The organism is Rhodobacteraceae bacterium M382 (genome assembly GCA_025141015.1).
In the GTDB taxonomy this organism is placed as follows: domain Bacteria; phylum Pseudomonadota; class Alphaproteobacteria; order Rhodobacterales; family Rhodobacteraceae; genus Aliisedimentitalea; species Aliisedimentitalea scapharcae.
This window is the reverse complement of the sequence record CP081098.1, coordinates 4466645-4486310: the sequence shown is the minus strand read 5'-3', so window position 1 is coordinate 4486310 and position 19666 is coordinate 4466645. Positions and strand designations below refer to the sequence as shown.

The window sequence follows — 19666 nt, the reverse complement described above, 5'->3', positions numbered from 1 at the left end:
TGACGAACCTCAGGAAGAGATGGTTCGTTGGGGAGTGTTGATCTTAATCTCGCCTAAAAATGTGTATTCTCAAAGCTGGTTATGCCTCATTTCTGGTACGGAAGTTCCGAATGTGCTTTTGCAGGCACAGGCAAAATGCCGTGCAGTTGACCGTCTCAACCGCCAACGCCTCAGGCAAAATCATGTGTAATTAAGGGGTTGCAGGCAGGTTGATGATGGCTGTGAAGACACAGCCAGTTGAATTCAAAGATTTGGGCGCGACCCGGAGCTGCTGTGCTCAGGGGCAAGGATGCAAAGTAATCTGACGTTTGGGTCTTTGGGCAGGGTCGGGCCCAAACAGCACGCTAAGCCGGACGCCTGTCATCCCGGCGCAGCGATACCGGGATTTTGGGTGGCAAAATAAACGAGCGGGTCAGACTGTCTTCAATTCATCGAGAATCGCCATTGCCGCGTCTCGGGGGGTTGGGGATTTCCAGATCGGGCGACCGACCACAATGTGATCTGCACCATCAGCAATCGCACTGGCTGGGGTTGCAACGCGTTTCTGATCTCCCAGATCGGCACCGGCAGGTCGGACACCAGGGGTCACGATCAGACGATCCTTGGATGCGGGCAAGGCACGGATCAAGGCCGCTTCCTGTGGTGATGCAATAACGCCATCTGCACCGGCTTCGAAGGCTCGCGCTGCCCGCTCCAGCACCAATTCCTGCACGTCTCCTGGCTTGATCAGGCCGGCGTCCAGATCGGCGCGATCCAGAGAAGTCAGAATGGTCACTGCCAGGATTTTCAGATCCTTGTCCGCGGCACCTTCTTTGGCGGCGCGAACCACATGCGGGTCACCGTGGACGGTCAGAAAGTCCAGGTCGAACTGGGCCAGTCCGCGGACCGCATTCTCTACGGTTGCGCCGATGTCGAACAGCTTCATGTCCAGAAAGATACGCTTGCCCTTCTCCTGCTTGAGTTCGTTGGCCAGGGCCAATCCGCCGCCGGTCAACATACCCAGCCCGATTTTGTAGAAGGATACGCAATCCCCCAACTGCTCGGCGAGTTTCAATCCCGACAGGGCGTCGGGAACGTCGAGGGCGACAATCAGGCGGTCATCGGTTGAGGGGGCGGACATGGCAGGTCTCCGGAGGTTGCGCAGCGTTGGGGCTGTTTAAACCGCAAAGTGGTCCGGGGAAAGGGGGCTTGATTCGGGGGGGCTCCCGCGCCTGATCGCGCCCCTGACGGGGCGAGATACAGCCTTGGGCCGGGCGCCACGCCGGGGCGTGGCGCGGTCGCGCCCTTTGGTCATGCCGAACGATATGTCAGATTATCAGAGAATTGCAGCTGTGATGCCCCAGAGCGGAATTCAGGCATGCGTTTCAACTGCCGGATAGCATCGCGTACAAAGGCGGTCGCCCGGGTTCGGTCCGGTTCGTCTTCGGGCATGTCCAATTTGCAGAACAGGCTGATCACCTGGTTCTTGAGCGTCATGGCGACGTTGGCCTGATGGCGCGCCGACAGCGGGTCATAAGAATAGTGTGAAATTTCGATATCGGTTACCAGCACAGTGTTTTTCCCATTTTGCCTCAGGAATAAGGTGCTGTTCAATTGCGGTGGAACTGTGGCCCGGCCGTGCTGATTTCGTGCTGGCCGTGAGAGGATACGCATCAGAAAAAAGCAAGCAATTTCCTGTAAAACGGGTCTTGAAGCATCGCCACTCATTCCCCAGATTGAATGCGAGGCCCGAACCGGGGCGTGCCGCATAGCGGGCGTCAGTACCTACATCGGGCGCTTGTAAAAGGAGAGACGAGATGGACTTGAACAAGTTCACTGAGCGGGCACGTGGTTTCGTGCAGGCAGCCCAGACGATCGCGCTGCGCGAGGGACACCAGCGTCTGGTTCCCGAACATATTCTCAAGGCACTGATGGATGATGATCAGGGGTTGGCGAGCAACCTGATTTCACGCGCGGGCGGCACGCCGTCACGGGTGGTTGAACACCTGGATATCGCCATGGGCAAACAGCCCAAAGTCAGTGGTGATGCAAGCCAGATCTATATGGATGGCCAGACCGCCAAAGTACTGGACGAGGCCGGAAAACTGGCGAAAAAGGCTGGCGACAGCTTTGTGCCTGTCGAACGGGTTCTGATGGCTCTGTGCATGGTCAAATCCAAGGCCAAGGACGCATTGGACGCCGGTGGCGTGAGTGCGCAAAAGCTGAATGAAGCCATCAACGACATCCGCAAAGGGCGCACCGCTGACAGCGCCAGTGCCGAAGAAGGCTATGATGCGCTCAAGAAATACGCGCGGGACCTGACCGAGGCCGCAGCCGAAGGCAAGATCGATCCAATCATTGGCCGGGACGAGGAAATCCGCCGCGCCATGCAAGTGCTGAGCCGCCGGACCAAGAACAATCCGGTTCTGATCGGTGAACCCGGTGTGGGTAAGACTGCGATTGCCGAAGGTATGGCGCTGCGCATCGTCAACGGCGATGTGCCTGAATCCCTGCGCGACAAGAAACTGTTGTCGCTGGACATGGGCGCGCTGATTGCCGGGGCCAAATACCGGGGCGAATTCGAAGAGCGCCTGAAGGCGGTTCTGACCGAAGTGACCGAAGCCGCCGGTGAAATCATCCTGTTCATTGATGAAATGCACACGCTGGTTGGCGCGGGGAAATCCGATGGTGCAATGGATGCTGCGAATCTGATCAAACCGGCGTTGGCCCGTGGGGAGTTGCATTGTATCGGTGCAACCACGCTGGATGAATATCGCAAGTACGTGGAAAAGGATGCGGCTTTGGCCCGTCGGTTCCAGCCGGTTGTGGTGACCGAACCCACAGTCGAGGACACAATCAGCATCCTGCGCGGGATCAAGGAGAAATACGAACTTCACCACGGTGTGCGGATCAGCGATTCCGCGTTGGTGGCGGCTTCGACCCTGTCGCACCGGTATATCACTGACCGGTTTTTGCCGGACAAGGCGATTGACCTGGTGGACGAAGCGGCCAGCCGTCTGCGTATGGAAGTAGACAGCAAGCCCGAAGAGCTGGACCAGCTGGACCGTCAGATCCTGCAATTGCAGATCGAAGAGCAAGCCTTGCAACTCGAAGATGACGTGGCCTCCAAGGATCGGTTGGAAACCTTGCAGAAGGATTTGGCCGATCTGCAGGAAAAATCCGCCGAGATGACGGCCCAGTGGCAGGCGGAACGGGACAAGCTGGCAGGGGCACGCGATCTCAAGGAGCTGCTGGACAAGGCACGAGCCGACCTGGAAATCGCCAAGCGCGAGGGCAATCTGGCCAAGGCCGGAGAGCTGTCCTATGGCGTGATCCCCGATCTGGAGAAAAAGCTGTCCGAGGCCGAAAACCGGGAAGACAGTGGGCTGATGGTCGAAGAGGCGGTGCGCCCGGAACAGATTGCTGCCGTGGTGGAACGCTGGACCGGCATCCCGACGTCCAAGATGCTCGAAGGCGAACGGGAAAAATTGCTGCGCATGGAAGATGACCTGCACGCACGCGTGATTGGTCAGAATTTGGCGGTGACTGCGGTGTCCAATGCCGTGCGCCGCGCCCGGGCCGGGTTGAACGACGAAGGTCGTCCGCTGGGCTCCTTTCTGTTCCTGGGGCCGACCGGCGTGGGCAAGACCGAATTGACCAAGGCCGTCGCGAATTTCCTGTTTGATGACGACAACGCGATGGTGCGCATCGACATGTCCGAATACATGGAGAAACATAGCGTCGCGCGTCTGATCGGGGCCCCTCCCGGTTATGTCGGGTATGACGAAGGCGGAGCGCTGACCGAAGCCGTTCGGCGTCGCCCCTATCAGGTCGTCCTGTTTGACGAAGTTGAAAAAGCCCACCCGGATGTGTTCAACGTGCTGTTGCAGGTTTTGGACGATGGGGTGCTGACCGATGGTCAGGGGCGCACGGTCGATTTCAAACAGACGCTGATCGTGTTGACTTCAAACCTGGGAGCGCAGGCTCTGAGCCAATTGCCCGAAGGAGCGGATGCGTCCGACGCGCGTCGGGATGTGATGGATGCGGTGCGGGCGCACTTCCGTCCCGAATTTCTGAACCGACTGGACGAGACGATCATCTTTGACCGTCTGGCGCGTAAAGATATGGACGGTATTGTGGATATTCAGCTGGCCCGTTTGAAAAAGCGGCTTGCCGGACGCAAGATCCAGCTGGAGCTGGATGAAACCGCAAAGACCTGGTTGGCGGATGAAGGGTATGATCCGGTGTTTGGTGCCCGCCCATTGAAGAGGGTGATCCAACGCGCCTTGCAGAACCCGCTGGCGGAGCTGCTGTTGGCCGGTGATGTCAAAGATGGTGACACGCTGCCGGTATCTGCTGGAAGCGATGGGTTGATCATCGGGGACCGGCTGGGCACTTCGGACCGTCCGCGTCCCGACGATGCGGTTGTGCATTGATCCGATTAAGCCACAGTTAGATGAAAAAGCCCGCCGGCAAAGGCGGGCTTTTTTGTCCAAAACAGAAAATAACAGTGGATGTTATTCGCCAATGGCTTCCTGAACGATGTCATCGAGCAGCTTCTGTACTGTCTGCATTGCCCCTTCAGGGAACTGGCGATAGCCCACGACGACCTGATCGGACCCAGGTTGCTGGGCGAGAAAGATGTCATACGGGCAAAAGACGATGTTCATCGGATCTGCCTCCATCACCTGACGGGATATAGTGGCCGAACAAAAAGAATAGACGTCGGCCTTTTCAAACAAAACCATATCTGAACCGACATCCGCCCGTGTGCGTTCCAGCATGGCACCTACGTGGCTGACGTGGTCCACAACCAGACCTGCATCGGTAATTGCGCTCTCGATCCCAAAGGCGACGTCATCAAAATCCTGATCTGTCGTATAGGTCACCATGTCCTGTGCTGTAGACGTCTGGGCGCAAACACCCAAGATTGCTGCAAAAACGAATTGTTTCATCTATCTTCTCCCAATGTGATCCGGCGTGGCTTGCCAGCTGCGTCCTTCCCTTTCACTGTTCGGGAGAGTCGCGCAGTACTGCCTTGCGATACGTCAACATATCGGAGTTTTTGCATGGGTTTTGCAATGAAGGCTATAGAATTCTTTGCGATAAGTTTTGTTTCTATCATCGGGCTGGTGGCGGTCTTGGCCGTCGTCATGTTTGTGGTCGACCGGTTTCAAACCAGCGATGCAATCCGGCGCAATTATCCGGTAATTGGCCGGTTTCGCCATCTGTTCAGCGAGTTGGGCGAATTTTTCCGGCAATACTTCTTTGCCATGGACCGGGAAGAGCTGCCATTCAACCGGGCGCAGCGGGAATGGGTTGGTCGGGCATCCTCCGGGAAAAGCAATACGGTGGCTTTTGGGTCTACGCGCAATCTGAACATTCCGGGCACACCAATTTTCGTCAACGCTCCGTTTCCGCCACTGGATGACCAATACGCCAAATCCGAACCTCTTGTGATTGGGCCCACGGCCCGAACCCCCTTTGATGCGCCGTCGTTCTTTAACATCTCGGGGATGAGCTATGGCGCGATTTCAAAGCCCGCGGTTCAGGCGTTGAGCCGAGGTGCCAAAGAGGCCGGTGTCTGGCTGAACACCGGGGAAGGGGGGCTGAGCCCGTTTCATCTGGAAGGGGGTTGTGACGTCGTATTTCAGATTGGAACCGCCAAATATGGGGTGCGCGACAGCGAGGGCAATCTGAGCGATGACAAGCTGCGCGAAATCGCCGCCCATGACACCGTGCGTATGTTTGAGCTAAAGCTGTCCCAGGGGGCCAAACCGGGCAAGGGAGGTATCCTGCCTGCCGAAAAGATCACGGATGAAATCGCGGCGATCCGAGGCATTTCCAAAGACCACGACAGCCTATCCCCAAACCGCCACCGCGAGATGAATTGTTTTAACGACCTGCTGGACATGGTCCGCCATATCCGCGGTGTCACTGGTAAGCCCGTTGGGATCAAAACTGTTGTGGGCTCCGAAGAGGTGATGCGCGACCTGTTTGAAACCATCAGCCGACGTAGCGAAGAATGCGCGCCGGACTTTATCACCATTGACGGGGGCGAGGGCGGTACTGGTGCTGCACCGATGCCGTTGATTGATCTGGTGGGTATGTCTGTGCGCGAAGCCTTACCGTTGGTGGCGAACTTGCGTGATGAATATGGGCTCAAGGATCGGATCCGGTTGATCACTTCGGGCAAGCTGGTGAACCCGTCGGATGTGGCCTGGGCGCTGGCGACTGGTGCGGATTTTGTAACTTCGGCGCGGGGCTTTATGTTCGCGCTGGGCTGTATCCAAGCGCTCAAATGCAACAAGAATACCTGCCCCACAGGGATCACCACCCATGACCCGAGGTTCCAAAAGGGATTGGTGGCAGAACAGAAATACCGTCGCGTGGCCCGCTATGCGACCGAGATCATCCACGAGGTTGAAACCATTGCGAATTCCGTTGGCGTGTCTGAACCCCGTCTGATGCGCCGCCGTCATATGCGGATCATGCAGGACAATGGGCGGTCGGTTCCGATGAATGAAATCCAACCAAGTTACAGTCCCGTCGCTGAATCGTGAGAGGATATGTTTTGGCTGTTTCGGCCCCATTCACTAAGTCATGTATAATGATTTAATCGAGGAGACACGCTGAATGGCTTATCGCTGGACCAATGATCTGACATCGGCTGATGTTACCCCACAGGCGGCATTCCTGAACCGCCGCCAGATAATGGCCGGAATGGCCGGGGCGGGATTGGCCGCGATGACCGGCGGCGCAGCGCAGGCTGGCGAAGGATTGGAACCCAACAGCTGGGAAGACGTGACGACCTATTGCAACTACTATGAGTTCGGCACCGGCAAAGGCGATCCGTCTGCCAATGCCCACAGTCTGACCACCTCGCCCTGGAGTGTCACTATCGACGGGATGGTCGATCGCCCTGGCGAATACGACTTCAATGAAATCTTGTCCGAGATGACCATCGAAGAGCGGATCTATCGGTTCCGCTGTGTTGAGGCATGGTCGATGGTTGTTCCTTGGAACGGCTTTGAACTGGCCGATCTGTTGAACATGGCCGGTGTCAAGGATGGGGCCAAATACGTCGCCTTTGAAACCCTGTACCGCCCCTCAGAAATGCCGGGCACCCAATACCGGGTTCTGGACTGGCCATATCGAGAGGGATTGCGTCTGGATGAGGCTATGCACCCGTTGACCCTGATGGCCACCGGGATCTTTGGTAAGCCATTGCCGAACCAGAACGGCGCCCCGCTGCGGTTGGTGGTGCCGTGGAAGTACGGCTTCAAGTCGATCAAGTCGATCGTTCGTCTTACACTGACCGACAAGGAACCACCGGCAAGCTGGAACATGGCTAATCCTGGCGAATATGGGTTCTATAGCAACGTGAACCCCAATGTGGATCATCCACGTTGGTCCCAGGCGTCGGAACGTCCTTTGGGGGGCGGGTTGTTCGCACGTCGCAAACCCACTTTGATGTTCAATGGCTACAAAGAGGAGGTCGCCGCTCTTTATGACGGTATGGATCTGACAAGGTTCTATTGATGGCCGACGGTCTCAATGCCTTATTACGCAAAGTACCGACTTGGGGAATCTACCTGGTCGGTGCTCTGCCTGTGCCATGGCTGTTCTATCAGGGGCTGACCGGTGGTCTGGGCGTGGACCCGATCAAGGCATTGGAACATGAATACGGCGAGCTGGCCCTGCAGCTTCTGTTGATCGGGTTGGCCATATCACCGCTACGCCGATTTACAGGAATATCACTGATCCGGTTTCGCCGTGCATTTGGCCTGTTGGCGTTCCTGTATGTGTCCTGTCATCTTCTTGTCTGGCTGGTGTTGGATGTTCAGCTTCCCGATCAGATCTGGGCGGACATCGTGAAGCGACCCTATATTACGATTGGGATGATCGGGTTTGTGGTTCTGTTGCCATTGGCGATAACGTCGAACAATACGTCTGTGCGCAAACTTGGACCACGCTGGCGTCAATTGCATCGGTTGACCTATTTGGCGGTCCTTCTTGGTGCGCTGCATTTTGTCATGCTGGTCAAAGGGTTTCAGATTGAACCTCTGATCTACCTTGGTGTGGCGGTTGCGTTGTTGTGTCTTCGCATAAAGCTGCCCAGCCGCAGGATACTGGCCTGAAGCGACTCGGGCATTGGTGCCGAGATTGGTTTGGAGCCCACCTTCGCGAAAAAACCAACGATTCACCGGGGATTCGGCATGTTGATTCCACCGCGTTGTGGGCAATTTTGTGGGTAACTCTGTTGGTAACGCAATATGTAGAGGATGGGGTCCGCCGACGGTACAGTCTTGAGGTGACGTTCCATGTCTTCGCTCATTATACACCCCATCTAAGTCATTGTTATTGTTTATATATTTGTGATTTTTTGAGAAAGTTGTATTTTTTGTAAATTAGGGGTTGCGGGTATGGTGGGTTAACCGTAGAACCCCCCTCACCGGCGGCGCTGAGGCGCACAACGGGACGCCAGACGGAGCGGCGGGGACGGACGGAAGGTTCGGAACTTGAGCGAAGTGAGGCGGAAAGAATTGGGGATAAGTTGAGCGGGCCGCGCTAGGAAGTTTAGCGCAGTCGGTTGATTTTGTCTCTCGGGTTGTCGGGTTTAGGCTTGGTGGTCCAACGTTATTTGACATTGCTAATATCTGAAGAGATATGTGGGCGGTTTGGTTCATTTCGATGGATCAGCCTCGCATATCGCGCTCTTAGGCTTCGGCCGATGATGGAGTGTCAGCTTCACTGTTTGGACGGCTTTCGGTTACTTTGGTAGCTGAAGCACAGACAAACAGAAAAGACGCATGATGGTTTCAGTAAGGCCATTATGTGGATGTGCAGAGGTTCGAACGTCAAGGACATGATCGCAAGATCATTTCAACTTGAGAGTTTGATCCTGGCTCAGAACGAACGCTGGCGGCAGGCCTAACACATGCAAGTCGAGCGCACCCTTCGGGGCGAGCGGCGGACGGGTTAGTAACGCGTGGGAATGTACCCAGATCTAAGGAATAGCCACTGGAAACGGTGAGTAATACCTTATACGCCCTTCGGGGGAAAGATTTATCGGATTTGGATCAGCCCGCGTTAGATTAGATAGTTGGTGGGGTAATGGCCTACCAAGTCTACGATCTATAGCTGGTTTTAGAGGATGATCAGCAACACTGGGACTGAGACACGGCCCAGACTCCTACGGGAGGCAGCAGTGGGGAATCTTGGACAATGGGCGCAAGCCTGATCCAGCCATGCCGCGTGTGTGATGAAGGCCTTAGGGTCGTAAAGCACTTTCGCCAGAGATGATAATGACAGTATCTGGTAAAGAAACCCCGGCTAACTCCGTGCCAGCAGCCGCGGTAATACGGAGGGGGTTAGCGTTGTTCGGAATTACTGGGCGTAAAGCGTACGTAGGCGGATCAGAAAGTAAGGGGTGAAATCCCAGGGCTCAACCCTGGAACTGCCTCTTAAACTCCTGGTCTTGAGTTCGAGAGAGGTGAGTGGAATTCCGAGTGTAGAGGTGAAATTCGTAGATATTCGGAGGAACACCAGTGGCGAAGGCGGCTCACTGGCTCGATACTGACGCTGAGGTACGAAAGTGTGGGGAGCAAACAGGATTAGATACCCTGGTAGTCCACACCGTAAACGATGAATGCCAGTCGTCGGGTAGCATGCTATTCGGTGACACACCTAACGGATTAAGCATTCCGCCTGGGGAGTACGGTCGCAAGATTAAAACTCAAAGGAATTGACGGGGGCCCGCACAAGCGGTGGAGCATGTGGTTTAATTCGAAGCAACGCGCAGAACCTTACCAACCCTTGACATCCTAGGACCGCCAGAGAGATTTGGCTTTCACTTCGGTGACCTAGTGACAGGTGCTGCATGGCTGTCGTCAGCTCGTGTCGTGAGATGTTCGGTTAAGTCCGGCAACGAGCGCAACCCACATCTTTAGTTGCCAGCAGTTCGGCTGGGCACTCTAAAGAAACTGCCCGTGATAAGCGGGAGGAAGGTGTGGATGACGTCAAGTCCTCATGGCCCTTACGGGTTGGGCTACACACGTGCTACAATGGCAGTGACAATGGGTTAATCCCAAAAAACTGTCTCAGTTCGGATTGGGGTCTGCAACTCGACCCCATGAAGTCGGAATCGCTAGTAATCGCGTAACAGCATGACGCGGTGAATACGTTCCCGGGCCTTGTACACACCGCCCGTCACACCATGGGAGTTGGGTTTACCCGAAGGCCGTGCGCCAACCTTTCGAGGGGGCAGCGGACCACGGTGAGCTCAGCGACTGGGGTGAAGTCGTAACAAGGTAGCCGTAGGGGAACCTGCGGCTGGATCACCTCCTTTCTAAGGATGTTCCTAGTCAGCAAGAACTTGTTTTTGTTCGTGGAACACTTAGCAACGGTCAGTAATCAAAACTGACCACATCACGGACCAGGCCGTCCTCATATCTCTTCAGCACACACCAGGCCTGCCGGCCTGTCTGGGTCGGTAGCTCAGGTGGTTAGAGCGCACGCCTGATAAGCGTGAGGTCGGAGGTTCAAGTCCTCCTCGACCCACCAAGACATTTTTTGCCATTGGCAGAAAATGTCGTTGTCGCGACAGTGTCTTTTGCGGAGCAAAAGGTCACGATAGCGACTGCATAACGTGGGGCCTTAGCTCAGCTGGGAGAGCGCCTGATTTGCATTCAGGAGGTCAGGAGTTCGATCCTCCTAGGCTCCACCATTACTTTCCCGATTAGATCATCAAGCACTTTGTATTGAGTGTTTGATCGTCCAATCGGACGCACGCAACTTCGGTTGCATTGACATCGTTTAGAGAGAAAATCAATCAACACTGTTTGATCGCCACAAGTACGTGGATGATCTCAGTACGGTTCTGGTTCTTCGCAAGAAGGTCCAGAAGGCGTGATTGGAGATGTTTCCTCGTCTCCTTTGTGCGTATCCCGTCTGAAACGAACAGAGTTGTCCAAGTCAAGTACACTAACCCGGTTCAAATTCTGCACGGATTTGAACCAAATGTTCTTCATCCTCCACACGGGTCCGACCGACATCGGAAGTGTGGGTTCGGGGTGAAGAGCGGGAAAGTATGCTTTTGGTTCAGAAAGTTAAGGCCCCTTTAGTTACCAGCTGGGGTGCCGCGAAAGATCAGTCTTTCTCTTTCTGGATCAAATCAAGCGCGAGAAGGGCGTTTGGTGAATGCCTTGGCAGTAAGAGGCGATGAAAGACGTGATACTCTGCGATAAGCCATGAGGAGCTGAGAATAAGCTTTGATCCATGGATCTCTGAATGGGGCAACCCACCTGAAAGTTCATTATAATTACTTCGGTAGTTTATAATGTTCTTAAACAGGTACTTATAGACTGAATACATAGGTTTATAAGAGCAAACCCGGGGAACTGAAACATCTAAGTACCCGGAGGAAAGGAAATCAATTGATACTCCCCTAGTAGCGGCGAGCGAACGGGGACCAGCCGAGCCAGATGAGTGACTAGAACATGTTGGGAAGCATGGCCATAGCGGGTGATAGCCCCGTATAGGAAGCTTTGATGGACGTATTAAGTAGGGCGGAACACGTGAAATTCTGTCTGAAGATCGGAGGACCACCTTCGAAGGCTAAGTACTCCTTACTGACCGATAGTGAACCAGTACCGTGAGGGAAAGGTGAAAAGCACCCCGACGAGGGGAGTGAAACAGTACCTGAAACCGAACGCCTACAATCAGTTGGAGGGCCCTTGCGGCCTGACAGCGTACCTTTTGTATAATGGGTCATCGACTTGGTCTATCTAGCAAGCTTAAGCCGTTAGGTGTAGGCGCAGCGAAAGCGAGTCTTAATAGGGCGCATGAGTTAGATGGATCAGACCCGAAACCGAGTGATCTAGGCATGATCAGGTTGAAGGTGCAGTAACATGCACTGGAGGACCGAACCCACATCTGTTGAAAAAGATCGGGATGAATTGTGCCTAGGGGTGAAAGGCCAATCAAACTCGGAGATAGCTGGTTCTCTGCGAAATCTATTTAGGTAGAGCGTCATCCGAATACCCCCGGGGGTAGAGCACTGGATGGGTAATGGGGCCCCACAGGCTTACTGATCCTAACCAAACTCCGAATACCGGGGAGTACTAGATGGCAGACACACTGCGGATGCTAACGTCCGTAGTGGAGAGGGAAACAACCCTGACCTACGACTAAGGCCCCTAATTCATGGCTAAGTGGGAAAGCAGGTGGGACGACCAAAACAACCAGGAGGTTGGCTTAGAAGCAGCCATCCTTTAAAGATAGCGTAACAGCTCACTGGTCTAATCAAGTTGTCCTGCGGCGAAGATGTAACGGGGCTCAAGCCATGAGCCGAAGTCTAGGATGCACATAGTGCATGGTAGCAGAGCGTAGTGTGACATAGTCTCATTCCTCCTTAACTCCTTCGGGAGTATTGGAGGAGAGAGGCTTTCGATGAAGCGGGCGCGTGAGCGATCCCGTGGAGAGATCACTAGTGAGAATGATGACATGAGTAGCGACAAAGAGTGTGAGAGACACTCTCGCCGAAAGTCCAAGGGTTCCTGCTTAAAGCTAATCTGAGCAGGGTAAGCCGACCCCTAAGGCGAGGCCGAAAGGCGTAGTCGATGGGAACCAGGTTAATATTCCTGGGCCATGGAGTGGTGACGGATCTCGAAGGTAGTTCATCCTTATCGGATTGAATGGGCTGCTGAGAGGTTCCTGGAAATAGCCCTCCTATAAGATCGTACCCTAAACCGACACAGGTGGACTGGTAGAGAATACCAAGGCGCTTGAGAGAACTATGTTGAAGGAACTCGGCAAAATACCTCCGTAAGTTCGCGAGAAGGAGGCCCGGTTCCTAGGCAACTAGGGGCTGGGGGCACAAACCAGGGGGTGGCGACTGTTTATTAAAAACACAGGGCTCTGCGAAGTCGCAAGACGACGTATAGGGTCTGACGCCTGCCCGGTGCCTGAAGGTTAAAAGGAGGGGTGAGAGCTCTGAATTGAAGCCCAGGTAAACGGCGGCCGTAACTATAACGGTCCTAAGGTAGCGAAATTCCTTGTCGGGTAAGTTCCGACCTGCACGAATGGCGTAACGACTTCCCCGCTGTCTCCAACATAGACTCAGCGAAATTGAATTGCCTGTCAAGATGCAGGCTTCCCGCGGTTAGACGGAAAGACCCCGTGCACCTTTACTACAGCTTCACATTGGCATTAGGCCGAGCATGTGCAGGATAGGTGGTGGGCTTTGAAGCAGAGACGCAAGTCTCTGTGGAGCCTCCCTTGAGATACCACCCTTGCTCTGCTTGATGTCTAACCGCGGTCCGTTATCCGGATCCGGGACCCTGTGTGGCGGGTAGTTTGACTGGGGCGGTCGCCTCCTAAAGCGTAACGGAGGCGCGCGAAGGTTGGCTCAGAGCGGTCGGAAATCGCTCGTTGAGTGCAATGGCAGAAGCCAGCCTGACTGCGAGACTGACAAGTCGAGCAGAGTCGAAAGACGGCCATAGTGATCCGGTGGTCCCGAGTGGAAGGGCCATCGCTCAACGGATAAAAGGTACGCCGGGGATAACAGGCTGATACTGCCCAAGAGTCCATATCGACGGCAGTGTTTGGCACCTCGATGTCGGCTCATCTCATCCTGGGGCTGGAGCAGGTCCCAAGGGTACGGCTGTTCGCCGTTTAAAGAGGTACGTGAGCTGGGTTTAGAACGTCGTGAGACAGTTCGGTCCCTATCTGCCGTGGGTGTAGGATACTTGAGAGGAGTTGCCCCTAGTACGAGAGGACCGGGGTGAACGAACCACTGGTGGACCAGTTGTCGTGCCAACGGCAGTGCTGGGTAGCTATGTTCGGACAGGATAACCGCTGAAGGCATCTAAGCGGGAAGCCCCCCTCAAAACAAGGTATCCCTGAGGACCGAGGTAGACCACCTCGTCGATAGGCCAGAGATGTAAGCATGGTAACATGTTCAGTTGACTGGTACTAATGGTCCGATAGGCTTGATTTGATCCAGTAAAAGTAAGACTGCTGGCCTCATGTAGCGCTCCGCGCAATAGGCCAACAAAACTGGAACCAAACAAAAGCATACAGCCCCAAAAAATCTTGGCTTGGACAGCACAATGTTGATTGATCTCTATCCGCTCTGACAATGAATGGGTGACAACGCGCTTTCCTTTGGAAAACGCTGTCTGTCACTCTCACTGTCCGAGAGCGGACAGTGAGTATTTATTCGGTTTGGTGGTCATAGCACGAGTGAAACACCCGGTCCCATCCCGAACCCGGAAGTTAAGCACCGAAGCGCCAATGGTACTGCGACTTAAGTCGTGGGAGAGTAGGTCACCGCCAAACCTAATAAATACTCACAAAATCTCTCAATTCGATCCAAAACACACACCCTCCCAAAAAAACACCAGACAAACTAAAATAATCGCAAGTCGATATGTCATCGACAAAATTGACGTGTGGCCCTGAAACGCCTCCAGCTTTGTGTAACCTCCGCCCAACCACAGGACGGAGAAATGAAGGTGGGAGACATCGGCGAGCAGATCATTCAGAGGGTCAAGGAACAGGGCTGAAACCTTCGGGAAATTCGGTGGGCTCAGGATGCGGTGACAAAATCGTGGCCTCAAACCCATCGCACCGGACGAGCTTGGCTCATCCGGTGCGAAAACCGAGGATTGACTGTCTCTGAGGGCTTATCCCGCCTGGCGGGCGTCCTGCTTGCAGTCGCGTTTGTCGTGCCCGGCACCTTCGGATTGACGGCAATCCTGGCGATCGCCCCGGCGGTCCTGGCGGTTGTCCATGCCGCGTGTGTCGGCAACCTCATAGCTGGAGCTCGCGGGCATCATTCCCGTGTCCAGGACGGGCATCGGCGCGGTCGAAGCGGAAGCCAGAGAGGCGGTGAGCGCAACGGCGACGGCGGCGAAGGTGGCTTTGGTGAACATGATCTGGGTCCTTTCCCTGTGAGCGGTGTGACCGATCTGCGGCCCGCTCCGTGTCTGATGACACCAATATGCGCCCCCCATCGCCCCAATGCCGGTGAATTTGGGTCAAAAACTTGCGAATACGAGACGCAAAGCCACCCAAACATAACCCAAGACAGCAATAAAACCTCAGACCCCAACGTGCCCGAATGCGCCTCAAATAAAATCTCCAAACAACACAAAAAAATACAAACAAAAATCAATGACAGAATAAGAAAGGGCCCAGGATCGCGCGACACTCTCGCTGTGCGTTAGTCCAGGAATTTGTGTTTGGCGATCAAGGTTAGAAATTCTTCCAACGAGACGGTTTCGTCCTGGCCACTTGTATCGAGACAGGCTTCGGCGCGGCTGTAAAGAGCTTCCCTGCTGGTCAAGATTGACTGCAGCTGTTCCATGGCTTCCGGATTGCCCGACATTGGACGTTCATCGCCTTGGGCGCGGACTCTGTTCATGTGTTCGTCGGGCGATGCCTTGACCCATACGGTATGAAAGTTGCTGAGCAATGTGGTGTAAGTATCGGGTTCCGCAACAATCCCACCAGCCACGGCAAGGATCATGGTTTCATAGGTTGCAATTACGCGATTGATCGCTTGATACTCGAGCTTCCGATAGCCTTCTTGGCCGTAAAGAGCCATGACCTCGTCAACAGGCATACCGCTTTGCTCTTCGATCTCTGTGTTCAATTCAACAAAGGGCAGGGTCAGGGCTTGTCCGGCCAACCGGCCGAGCGTGGACTTGCCAGCACCACGCAACCCGATCAGGCAAATCCGTTGCGCACGCATCGTTGTGACAGGTTCGGGGGCAAGAACCCGTAAAGCGGCCTGTTGTGTATCGGCGTTGGCCGAACGGAACAGGTCAGCCACGCGCAGAGCTTCGGATGTCCAGGGATCTTCTTCGCCGGTCAACCATTCGATACGATGGTCAAGAGCGATCGCGACACGCTGCAACAGTCCGATAGAGATGTTGCCTTCGCCTGCTTCCAATTGTGCGAGATAACGCGGAGAAACACCGGATCTTTCGGACAGAACACGGCGTGGTATCCCCTTGCGTTCCCTCGCCTTTCGGACCCTGTCACCGACCCGACCGATCATTTCCTTTACGGATGCTGACACCGCGTCGCCATCAGCGTCAGAAGTGATCTCTCCACGGAAGTTGGTGATTTCGGCCATGTCTACGGTATCGTTGTGAATAATATTGCACAACTCTGGTGGTTATCGCGCCAAAATACAATGATATATCCCCAAGGTACGGGGTCGTACCTGCAGTATCTTGCGAAGTCGTGCCTATTCTGGCCTGAGGTTCGCGGTGACCACGGCGCGCATATCCTCGGGGGGAGACTTGGGGCGGAATGCGTTCGGGTCGATGAACACACAGACAAACCGTCCTTCGAAACACAGATTGCCGTTCTGACGCGCATCGACCCGAAAGGTCACTGATGTATTGCCCAACTTGACTGGCCAGACCTCACACATCAATCTGTGGCGCGGTGTAACCGGCGAGCGGAAATCGAGGCTCATATGCACAAACGGGGTGCCGGTTCCACGATCCAGCTCCATTTGAAACCACCCGTCCCCGTCCAGATGGTGTTCCCACCAGGCGTCAATCGCAGACAGGGCAAAGCGGGGCAGATGGCCGGTATAGGCAATCTGGGCTGGGTCGCAATCCCCCCAGCCGACGCGGATTTCATGTACAAAGGTCGCTTGGTCGGCGCGCGTGTCGTGAGCGGTCATTCAATAGGTTTCCACATGGTACCTGCCATCGTCGCGCATCCTATCGCGCAGCTCTGACCAGTTCAAACCGATACCCCGAGCGATATCCTTGAGCGCCTCTTCAACTCCCTGCTCCATCGCCTTCAGGCCGCAAATATAGATATACCCATCGGGGTTCTGCAAAAGCTGGGCAACGCGATCCGTTTCGTCGCGCAGCCGATCCTGAACATATTGCTTGGGGCCATCTTTTTGCCGGGAGAACGCAAAATGTTTGGTCATAAAGCTGTCCGGGATCTTCTTGAGCGGGCCAAAATAAGGCAATTCGCTCGAGCGGCGGGCCCCAAATACCAGCGTCATTTTTCCGGTTTCATGAGGCGCCACCCGCAACCGGCGCATCGTAAAGCCCCGGAACGGCGCTGATCCGGTTCCCGTGCAGATCATGAGAACATCTGCTTGTGGATCCGATGGCAACAAGAAGGTCGAGCCAAAAGGACCTGTCAAATTGATGGTGTCTCCGGGGTTCAGATCGCAGACATAATTCGAGCAAACGCCGTGTTCTTCACGTTTCACCGTCAGGGATATGTTTTGATAACCGGGACGTTCGCCATCGCGGGGGCTGGATACGGAATAGAGACGCGGGAGATGAGGTTTGCCAGTGTCGTCGGTGCCGGGAGGCAAAATACCGATAGATTGCCCTTCGAGCACCGGCATTGGCGCACCACCCATATCCAGAATGATGTGGCGCACGTCGCTGTCGCTGTTTTCGTCAGTCAGGCGATAGTTGCCCTGCACCCGGACCTGCGCGGGTTTGCCCAGATTGTACATGTTGATTACGGGTTTCGCTGCGCTGGAAGGGGCCTTGGCCTTGCCACCCGCACCTGCGTGGGCCTGCGCCAGCAAGGCCGCCATTTCGGAATCCAGGGCTTCGTCAGAACCGGGATCCGTGTCGGATTCGGCAATGTCCTCCTGTTCAGGAAGTTCCATCCAGCCGAATTGCTCCTCAACGGAATAGGGTTGGGCAACCACCCGCCATTCATCAATTGAGCCGGTTGGGCAGACCGGTATGCAATCCATGCAGAAATTGCATTTCTCTGCATCTACGACAACATTGTCATCGTCATGCAGGATTGCCTCCAGCGGGCAGGTCATTTCGCAGGTATAACAGCGGATACAGATTTCAGGATCAATGAGATGCTGCTTGATCGGTGCGGTCATTGCGTCTCGCGTTTCTTGGACAGGATGACGTCGGGCACCACCAAGGCTTCGATCAACGGCATGCACAATCCGACGCAATCCGCGCACCCGACACAGGGACCTTGAAGCTCCGAGATCTCGGAAGACAAGGAATTTACGCGTGGGGTTTCAGCTTTGCTACGGTTGATCTGCATGACAGAGCTCCGGACTGGAATGGGTCGGGTCGAGCGATAGAATGCAACGTGGCGCGTCGGGATTATCCTGACGAATCATAGGTTAGCACAAGATATGGCATTTCCCAAAACCCTCGATGGGGACCGGTGCCCGATTGGGCACCGGACGGTTGGTTATGCCATATGAAGTTTGACATATTCAAAATCGCCGGGCTTGTTGTCGATCCCGACTTTGGGTGGTGCAATCCAACCAGCGTATTTTCCAGGCTCGAAACACGGCTTCATCAGCGATTGGATGAAATCGCCATCTGCCTTGGTCGGCAGCCATTTGGGCAACCCGGCGTCATAGTCAGCACCGGTCACCAACCCTCCGTCCGGATCAAACAGCTTGTCGGCAAAGACACCGATTTTGCGGTTGAACGCTTCATGGGGCAGCTTCATTTCGAATTCGACACCGGCCTTTTGGATCAGTTTGTTCCAGCGGCCTACACCGCCGGCGGCGTCCTTGGTATAATCGTCGCGCAGTCGCATGTTGATTGCGGTCAGGGCGGGGACTTCCTTGCGCACCAGTTGGCCGTCTTCCATATCCCAGACGGTATATGTGTCGTTGGTCAGCTTGTGGTCATCGTCAATCCGGGATTCCATATAGCGTCCCTTGATCCCGGCGTTGAACGCGTTTGCGGCGTTGGTCGATACTTCTTGGCCGAATAGATCCAGCGACAGCGTGTAATGCAGGTTCAGCTTTTTCTGGATCAGCGGCAGGTCGATGACACCCAAATCGCGGATCCGGTCGATGTCATAGGGATCGGTGATCCCGGCCTCTTTCATGGCATCGCATGTGCGTTGGATGGTGCGACCCACGCCAGTTTCGCCGACGAACATGTGGTGTGCCTCTTCGGTCAACATGAACCGGCAGGTGCGTGACAGAGGGTCAAAGCCAGATTGCGCCAAGCTTTCCAGCTGCATCTTGCCGTCGCGATCGGTGAAGTAGGTGAACATGAAAAACGACAGCCAATCCGGTGTCTCTTCGTTGAACGCCCCCAGCATCCGGGGCGCTTCCTCGCTGCCTGAACTGCGGCGCAGCAGATCGTTGGCCTCTTCCCGTCCATCGCGACCGAAATACTTTTGCAACAGATAGACCATTGCCCACAGGTGGCGGCCCTCTTCGACGTTGACCTGAAACAGATTGCGCATGTCATAAAGCGACGGTGCCGTCAGCCCAAGAAAACGCTGCTGCTCGACCGATGCGGGTTCGGTGTCACCCTGGATCACGATCAGACGGCGCATCAGCGACCGGTATTCACCCGGCACTTCCTGCCAGGCCGGCTCACCCGCGTGTTCGCCACAGGGGATACGGCGGTCTTCGACCTGAGGCGCCAGCAGTACGCCCCAGCGGTATTCCGGCATCTTCACATAGTCGAACTTGGCCCAACCCTTGGGATCGACCGACACGGCCGTGCGCAGGTAGACCATGCTTTCCTGGAAATTCTGCGGGATCAGGTCATTCCACCAGTTGATATAGCCGGGATGCCATTTTTCCAGCGCCTTCAGCACCCGTTTGTCCGAGCTGAGCCCAACGTTGTTTGGGATCTGGGTATCGTAGCTCACATTGATCAGGTCGAGCATGTCTTTC

At 55.1% G+C, this 19666-nt stretch carries 13 protein-coding genes, 2 tRNA genes and 3 rRNA genes; 9 read left to right on the top strand and 9 right to left on the bottom strand.

Features of this window, described 5'->3' with window-relative positions:
* Window positions 1–412: 412 nt before the first annotated feature.
* Both pyrF and K3727_20790 read right to left on the bottom strand, forming a co-directional pair.
* Window positions 413–1120: an orotidine-5'-phosphate decarboxylase gene (gene pyrF / locus K3727_20795; protein ID UWQ91143.1), complete on the bottom strand. Its 708-nt coding sequence runs from the start codon at window positions 1118–1120 to the stop codon at window positions 413–415.
* Between the two features lie 170 nt (window positions 1121–1290).
* The gene (locus K3727_20790) at window positions 1291–1551 is read right to left on the bottom strand and encodes a hypothetical protein (protein UWQ91142.1); all 261 of its coding nucleotides are present in this window, start codon (window positions 1549–1551) and stop codon (window positions 1291–1293) included.
* 245 nt (window positions 1552–1796) lie between these two features.
* On the opposite strand from K3727_20790, the gene clpB reads away from it, so the two are divergent.
* Window positions 1797–4415 (top strand): ATP-dependent chaperone ClpB, encoded by a 2619-nt coding sequence (gene clpB / locus K3727_20785; protein ID UWQ91141.1) that lies wholly within the window; start codon window positions 1797–1799, stop codon window positions 4413–4415.
* 81 nt (window positions 4416–4496) lie between these two features.
* On the opposite strand, the gene K3727_20780 is transcribed toward clpB, so the two are convergent.
* Window positions 4497–4934: a DUF302 domain-containing protein gene (locus tag K3727_20780; protein UWQ91140.1), complete on the bottom strand. Its 438-nt coding sequence runs from the start codon at window positions 4932–4934 to the stop codon at window positions 4497–4499.
* 114 nt (window positions 4935–5048) lie between these two features.
* On the opposite strand from K3727_20780, the gene K3727_20775 reads away from it, so the two are divergent.
* The 8 genes from K3727_20775 to rrf all read left to right on the top strand — a co-directional run bounded on the left by K3727_20775 (window position 5049) and on the right by rrf (window position 14322).
* Window positions 5049–6542: an FMN-binding glutamate synthase family protein gene (locus K3727_20775; GenBank protein ID UWQ91139.1), complete on the top strand. Its 1494-nt coding sequence runs from the start codon at window positions 5049–5051 to the stop codon at window positions 6540–6542.
* A 73-nt stretch (window positions 6543–6615) separates the two neighbouring features.
* Window positions 6616–7521 (top strand): protein-methionine-sulfoxide reductase catalytic subunit MsrP, encoded by a 906-nt coding sequence (gene msrP / locus K3727_20770; GenBank protein ID UWQ91138.1) that lies wholly within the window; start codon window positions 6616–6618, stop codon window positions 7519–7521.
* Window positions 7521–8120 carry a protein-methionine-sulfoxide reductase heme-binding subunit MsrQ gene (gene msrQ / locus K3727_20765; protein ID UWQ91137.1) on the top strand — a complete coding sequence of 200 codons (600 nt, stop codon included), beginning with the start codon at window positions 7521–7523 and terminating at the stop codon, window positions 8118–8120. Before msrP ends, msrQ begins: the two co-directional genes overlap by 1 nt.
* A 746-nt stretch (window positions 8121–8866) precedes the next feature.
* A 16S ribosomal RNA gene (locus K3727_20760) occupies window positions 8867–10330 on the top strand.
* Window positions 10331–10468: 138 nt separating this feature from the next.
* Window positions 10469–10545: transfer RNA gene (locus K3727_20755), tRNA-Ile, on the top strand.
* An 87-nt stretch (window positions 10546–10632) separates the two neighbouring features.
* Window positions 10633–10708, top strand: a tRNA-Ala gene (locus tag K3727_20750).
* A 445-nt stretch (window positions 10709–11153) separates the two neighbouring features.
* Window positions 11154–13981 (top strand): 23S ribosomal RNA (locus K3727_20745).
* A gap of 226 nt (window positions 13982–14207) precedes the next feature.
* Window positions 14208–14322 (top strand): 5S ribosomal RNA (rrf, locus tag K3727_20740).
* Together the 16S, 23S and 5S rRNA genes with 2 tRNA genes alongside form the textbook arrangement of a ribosomal RNA operon.
* Window positions 14323–14669: 347 nt before the next feature.
* On the opposite strand, the gene K3727_20735 is transcribed toward rrf, so the two are convergent.
* The 6 genes from K3727_20735 to boxB form a co-directional block, all read right to left on the bottom strand.
* A complete protein-coding gene (locus tag K3727_20735) occupies window positions 14670–14918 on the bottom strand; it encodes a hypothetical protein (GenBank protein ID UWQ91136.1) in 249 nt (82 codons plus the stop codon).
* Between the two features lie 290 nt (window positions 14919–15208).
* A complete protein-coding gene (locus K3727_20730; GenBank protein UWQ91135.1) occupies window positions 15209–16126 on the bottom strand; it encodes a helix-turn-helix transcriptional regulator in 918 nt (305 codons plus the stop codon).
* A gap of 114 nt (window positions 16127–16240) precedes the next feature.
* On the bottom strand, window positions 16241–16687 hold the full coding sequence (locus K3727_20725) for an acyl-CoA thioesterase (GenBank protein ID UWQ91134.1): 447 nt from the start codon (window positions 16685–16687) through the stop codon (window positions 16241–16243).
* The gene (boxA, locus tag K3727_20720) at window positions 16688–17881 is read right to left on the bottom strand and encodes a benzoyl-CoA 2,3-epoxidase subunit BoxA (GenBank protein UWQ91133.1); all 1194 of its coding nucleotides are present in this window, start codon (window positions 17879–17881) and stop codon (window positions 16688–16690) included. It lies immediately after the preceding gene.
* The gene (locus tag K3727_20715; GenBank protein ID UWQ91132.1) at window positions 17878–18054 is read right to left on the bottom strand and encodes a hypothetical protein; all 177 of its coding nucleotides are present in this window, start codon (window positions 18052–18054) and stop codon (window positions 17878–17880) included. The genes boxA and K3727_20715 overlap by 4 nt, the downstream gene beginning before the upstream one ends.
* A gap of 153 nt (window positions 18055–18207) precedes the next feature.
* Window positions 18208–19659, bottom strand: a complete 1452-nt coding sequence (boxB, locus tag K3727_20710; protein UWQ91131.1) for a benzoyl-CoA 2,3-epoxidase subunit BoxB — start codon at window positions 19657–19659, stop codon at window positions 18208–18210.
* Window positions 19660–19666: the final 7 nt, after the last annotated feature.

Coding starts and splice junctions, on each gene's coding strand:
- K3727_20730 (UWQ91135.1), bottom strand. CDS start 16,126: ATGGCCGAAATCACCAACTTCCGTGGAGAGATCACTTCTGACGCTGAT.
- K3727_20735 (UWQ91136.1), bottom strand. CDS start 14,918: ATGTTCACCAAAGCCACCTTCGCCGCCGTCGCCGTTGCGCTCACCGCC.
- msrP (UWQ91138.1), top strand. CDS start 6,616: ATGGCTTATCGCTGGACCAATGATCTGACATCGGCTGATGTTACCCCA.
- K3727_20725 (UWQ91134.1), bottom strand. CDS start 16,687: ATGACCGCTCACGACACGCGCGCCGACCAAGCGACCTTTGTACATGAA.
- K3727_20775 (UWQ91139.1), top strand. CDS start 5,049: ATGGGTTTTGCAATGAAGGCTATAGAATTCTTTGCGATAAGTTTTGTT.
- boxA (UWQ91133.1), bottom strand. CDS start 17,881: ATGACCGCACCGATCAAGCAGCATCTCATTGATCCTGAAATCTGTATC.
- clpB (UWQ91141.1), top strand. CDS start 1,797: ATGGACTTGAACAAGTTCACTGAGCGGGCACGTGGTTTCGTGCAGGCA.
- K3727_20715 (UWQ91132.1), bottom strand. CDS start 18,054: ATGCAGATCAACCGTAGCAAAGCTGAAACCCCACGCGTAAATTCCTTG.
- boxB (UWQ91131.1), bottom strand. CDS start 19,659: ATGCTCGACCTGATCAATGTGAGCTACGATACCCAGATCCCAAACAAC.
- msrQ (UWQ91137.1), top strand. CDS start 7,521: ATGGCCGACGGTCTCAATGCCTTATTACGCAAAGTACCGACTTGGGGA.
- pyrF (UWQ91143.1), bottom strand. CDS start 1,120: ATGTCCGCCCCCTCAACCGATGACCGCCTGATTGTCGCCCTCGACGTT.
- K3727_20780 (UWQ91140.1), bottom strand. CDS start 4,934: ATGAAACAATTCGTTTTTGCAGCAATCTTGGGTGTTTGCGCCCAGACG.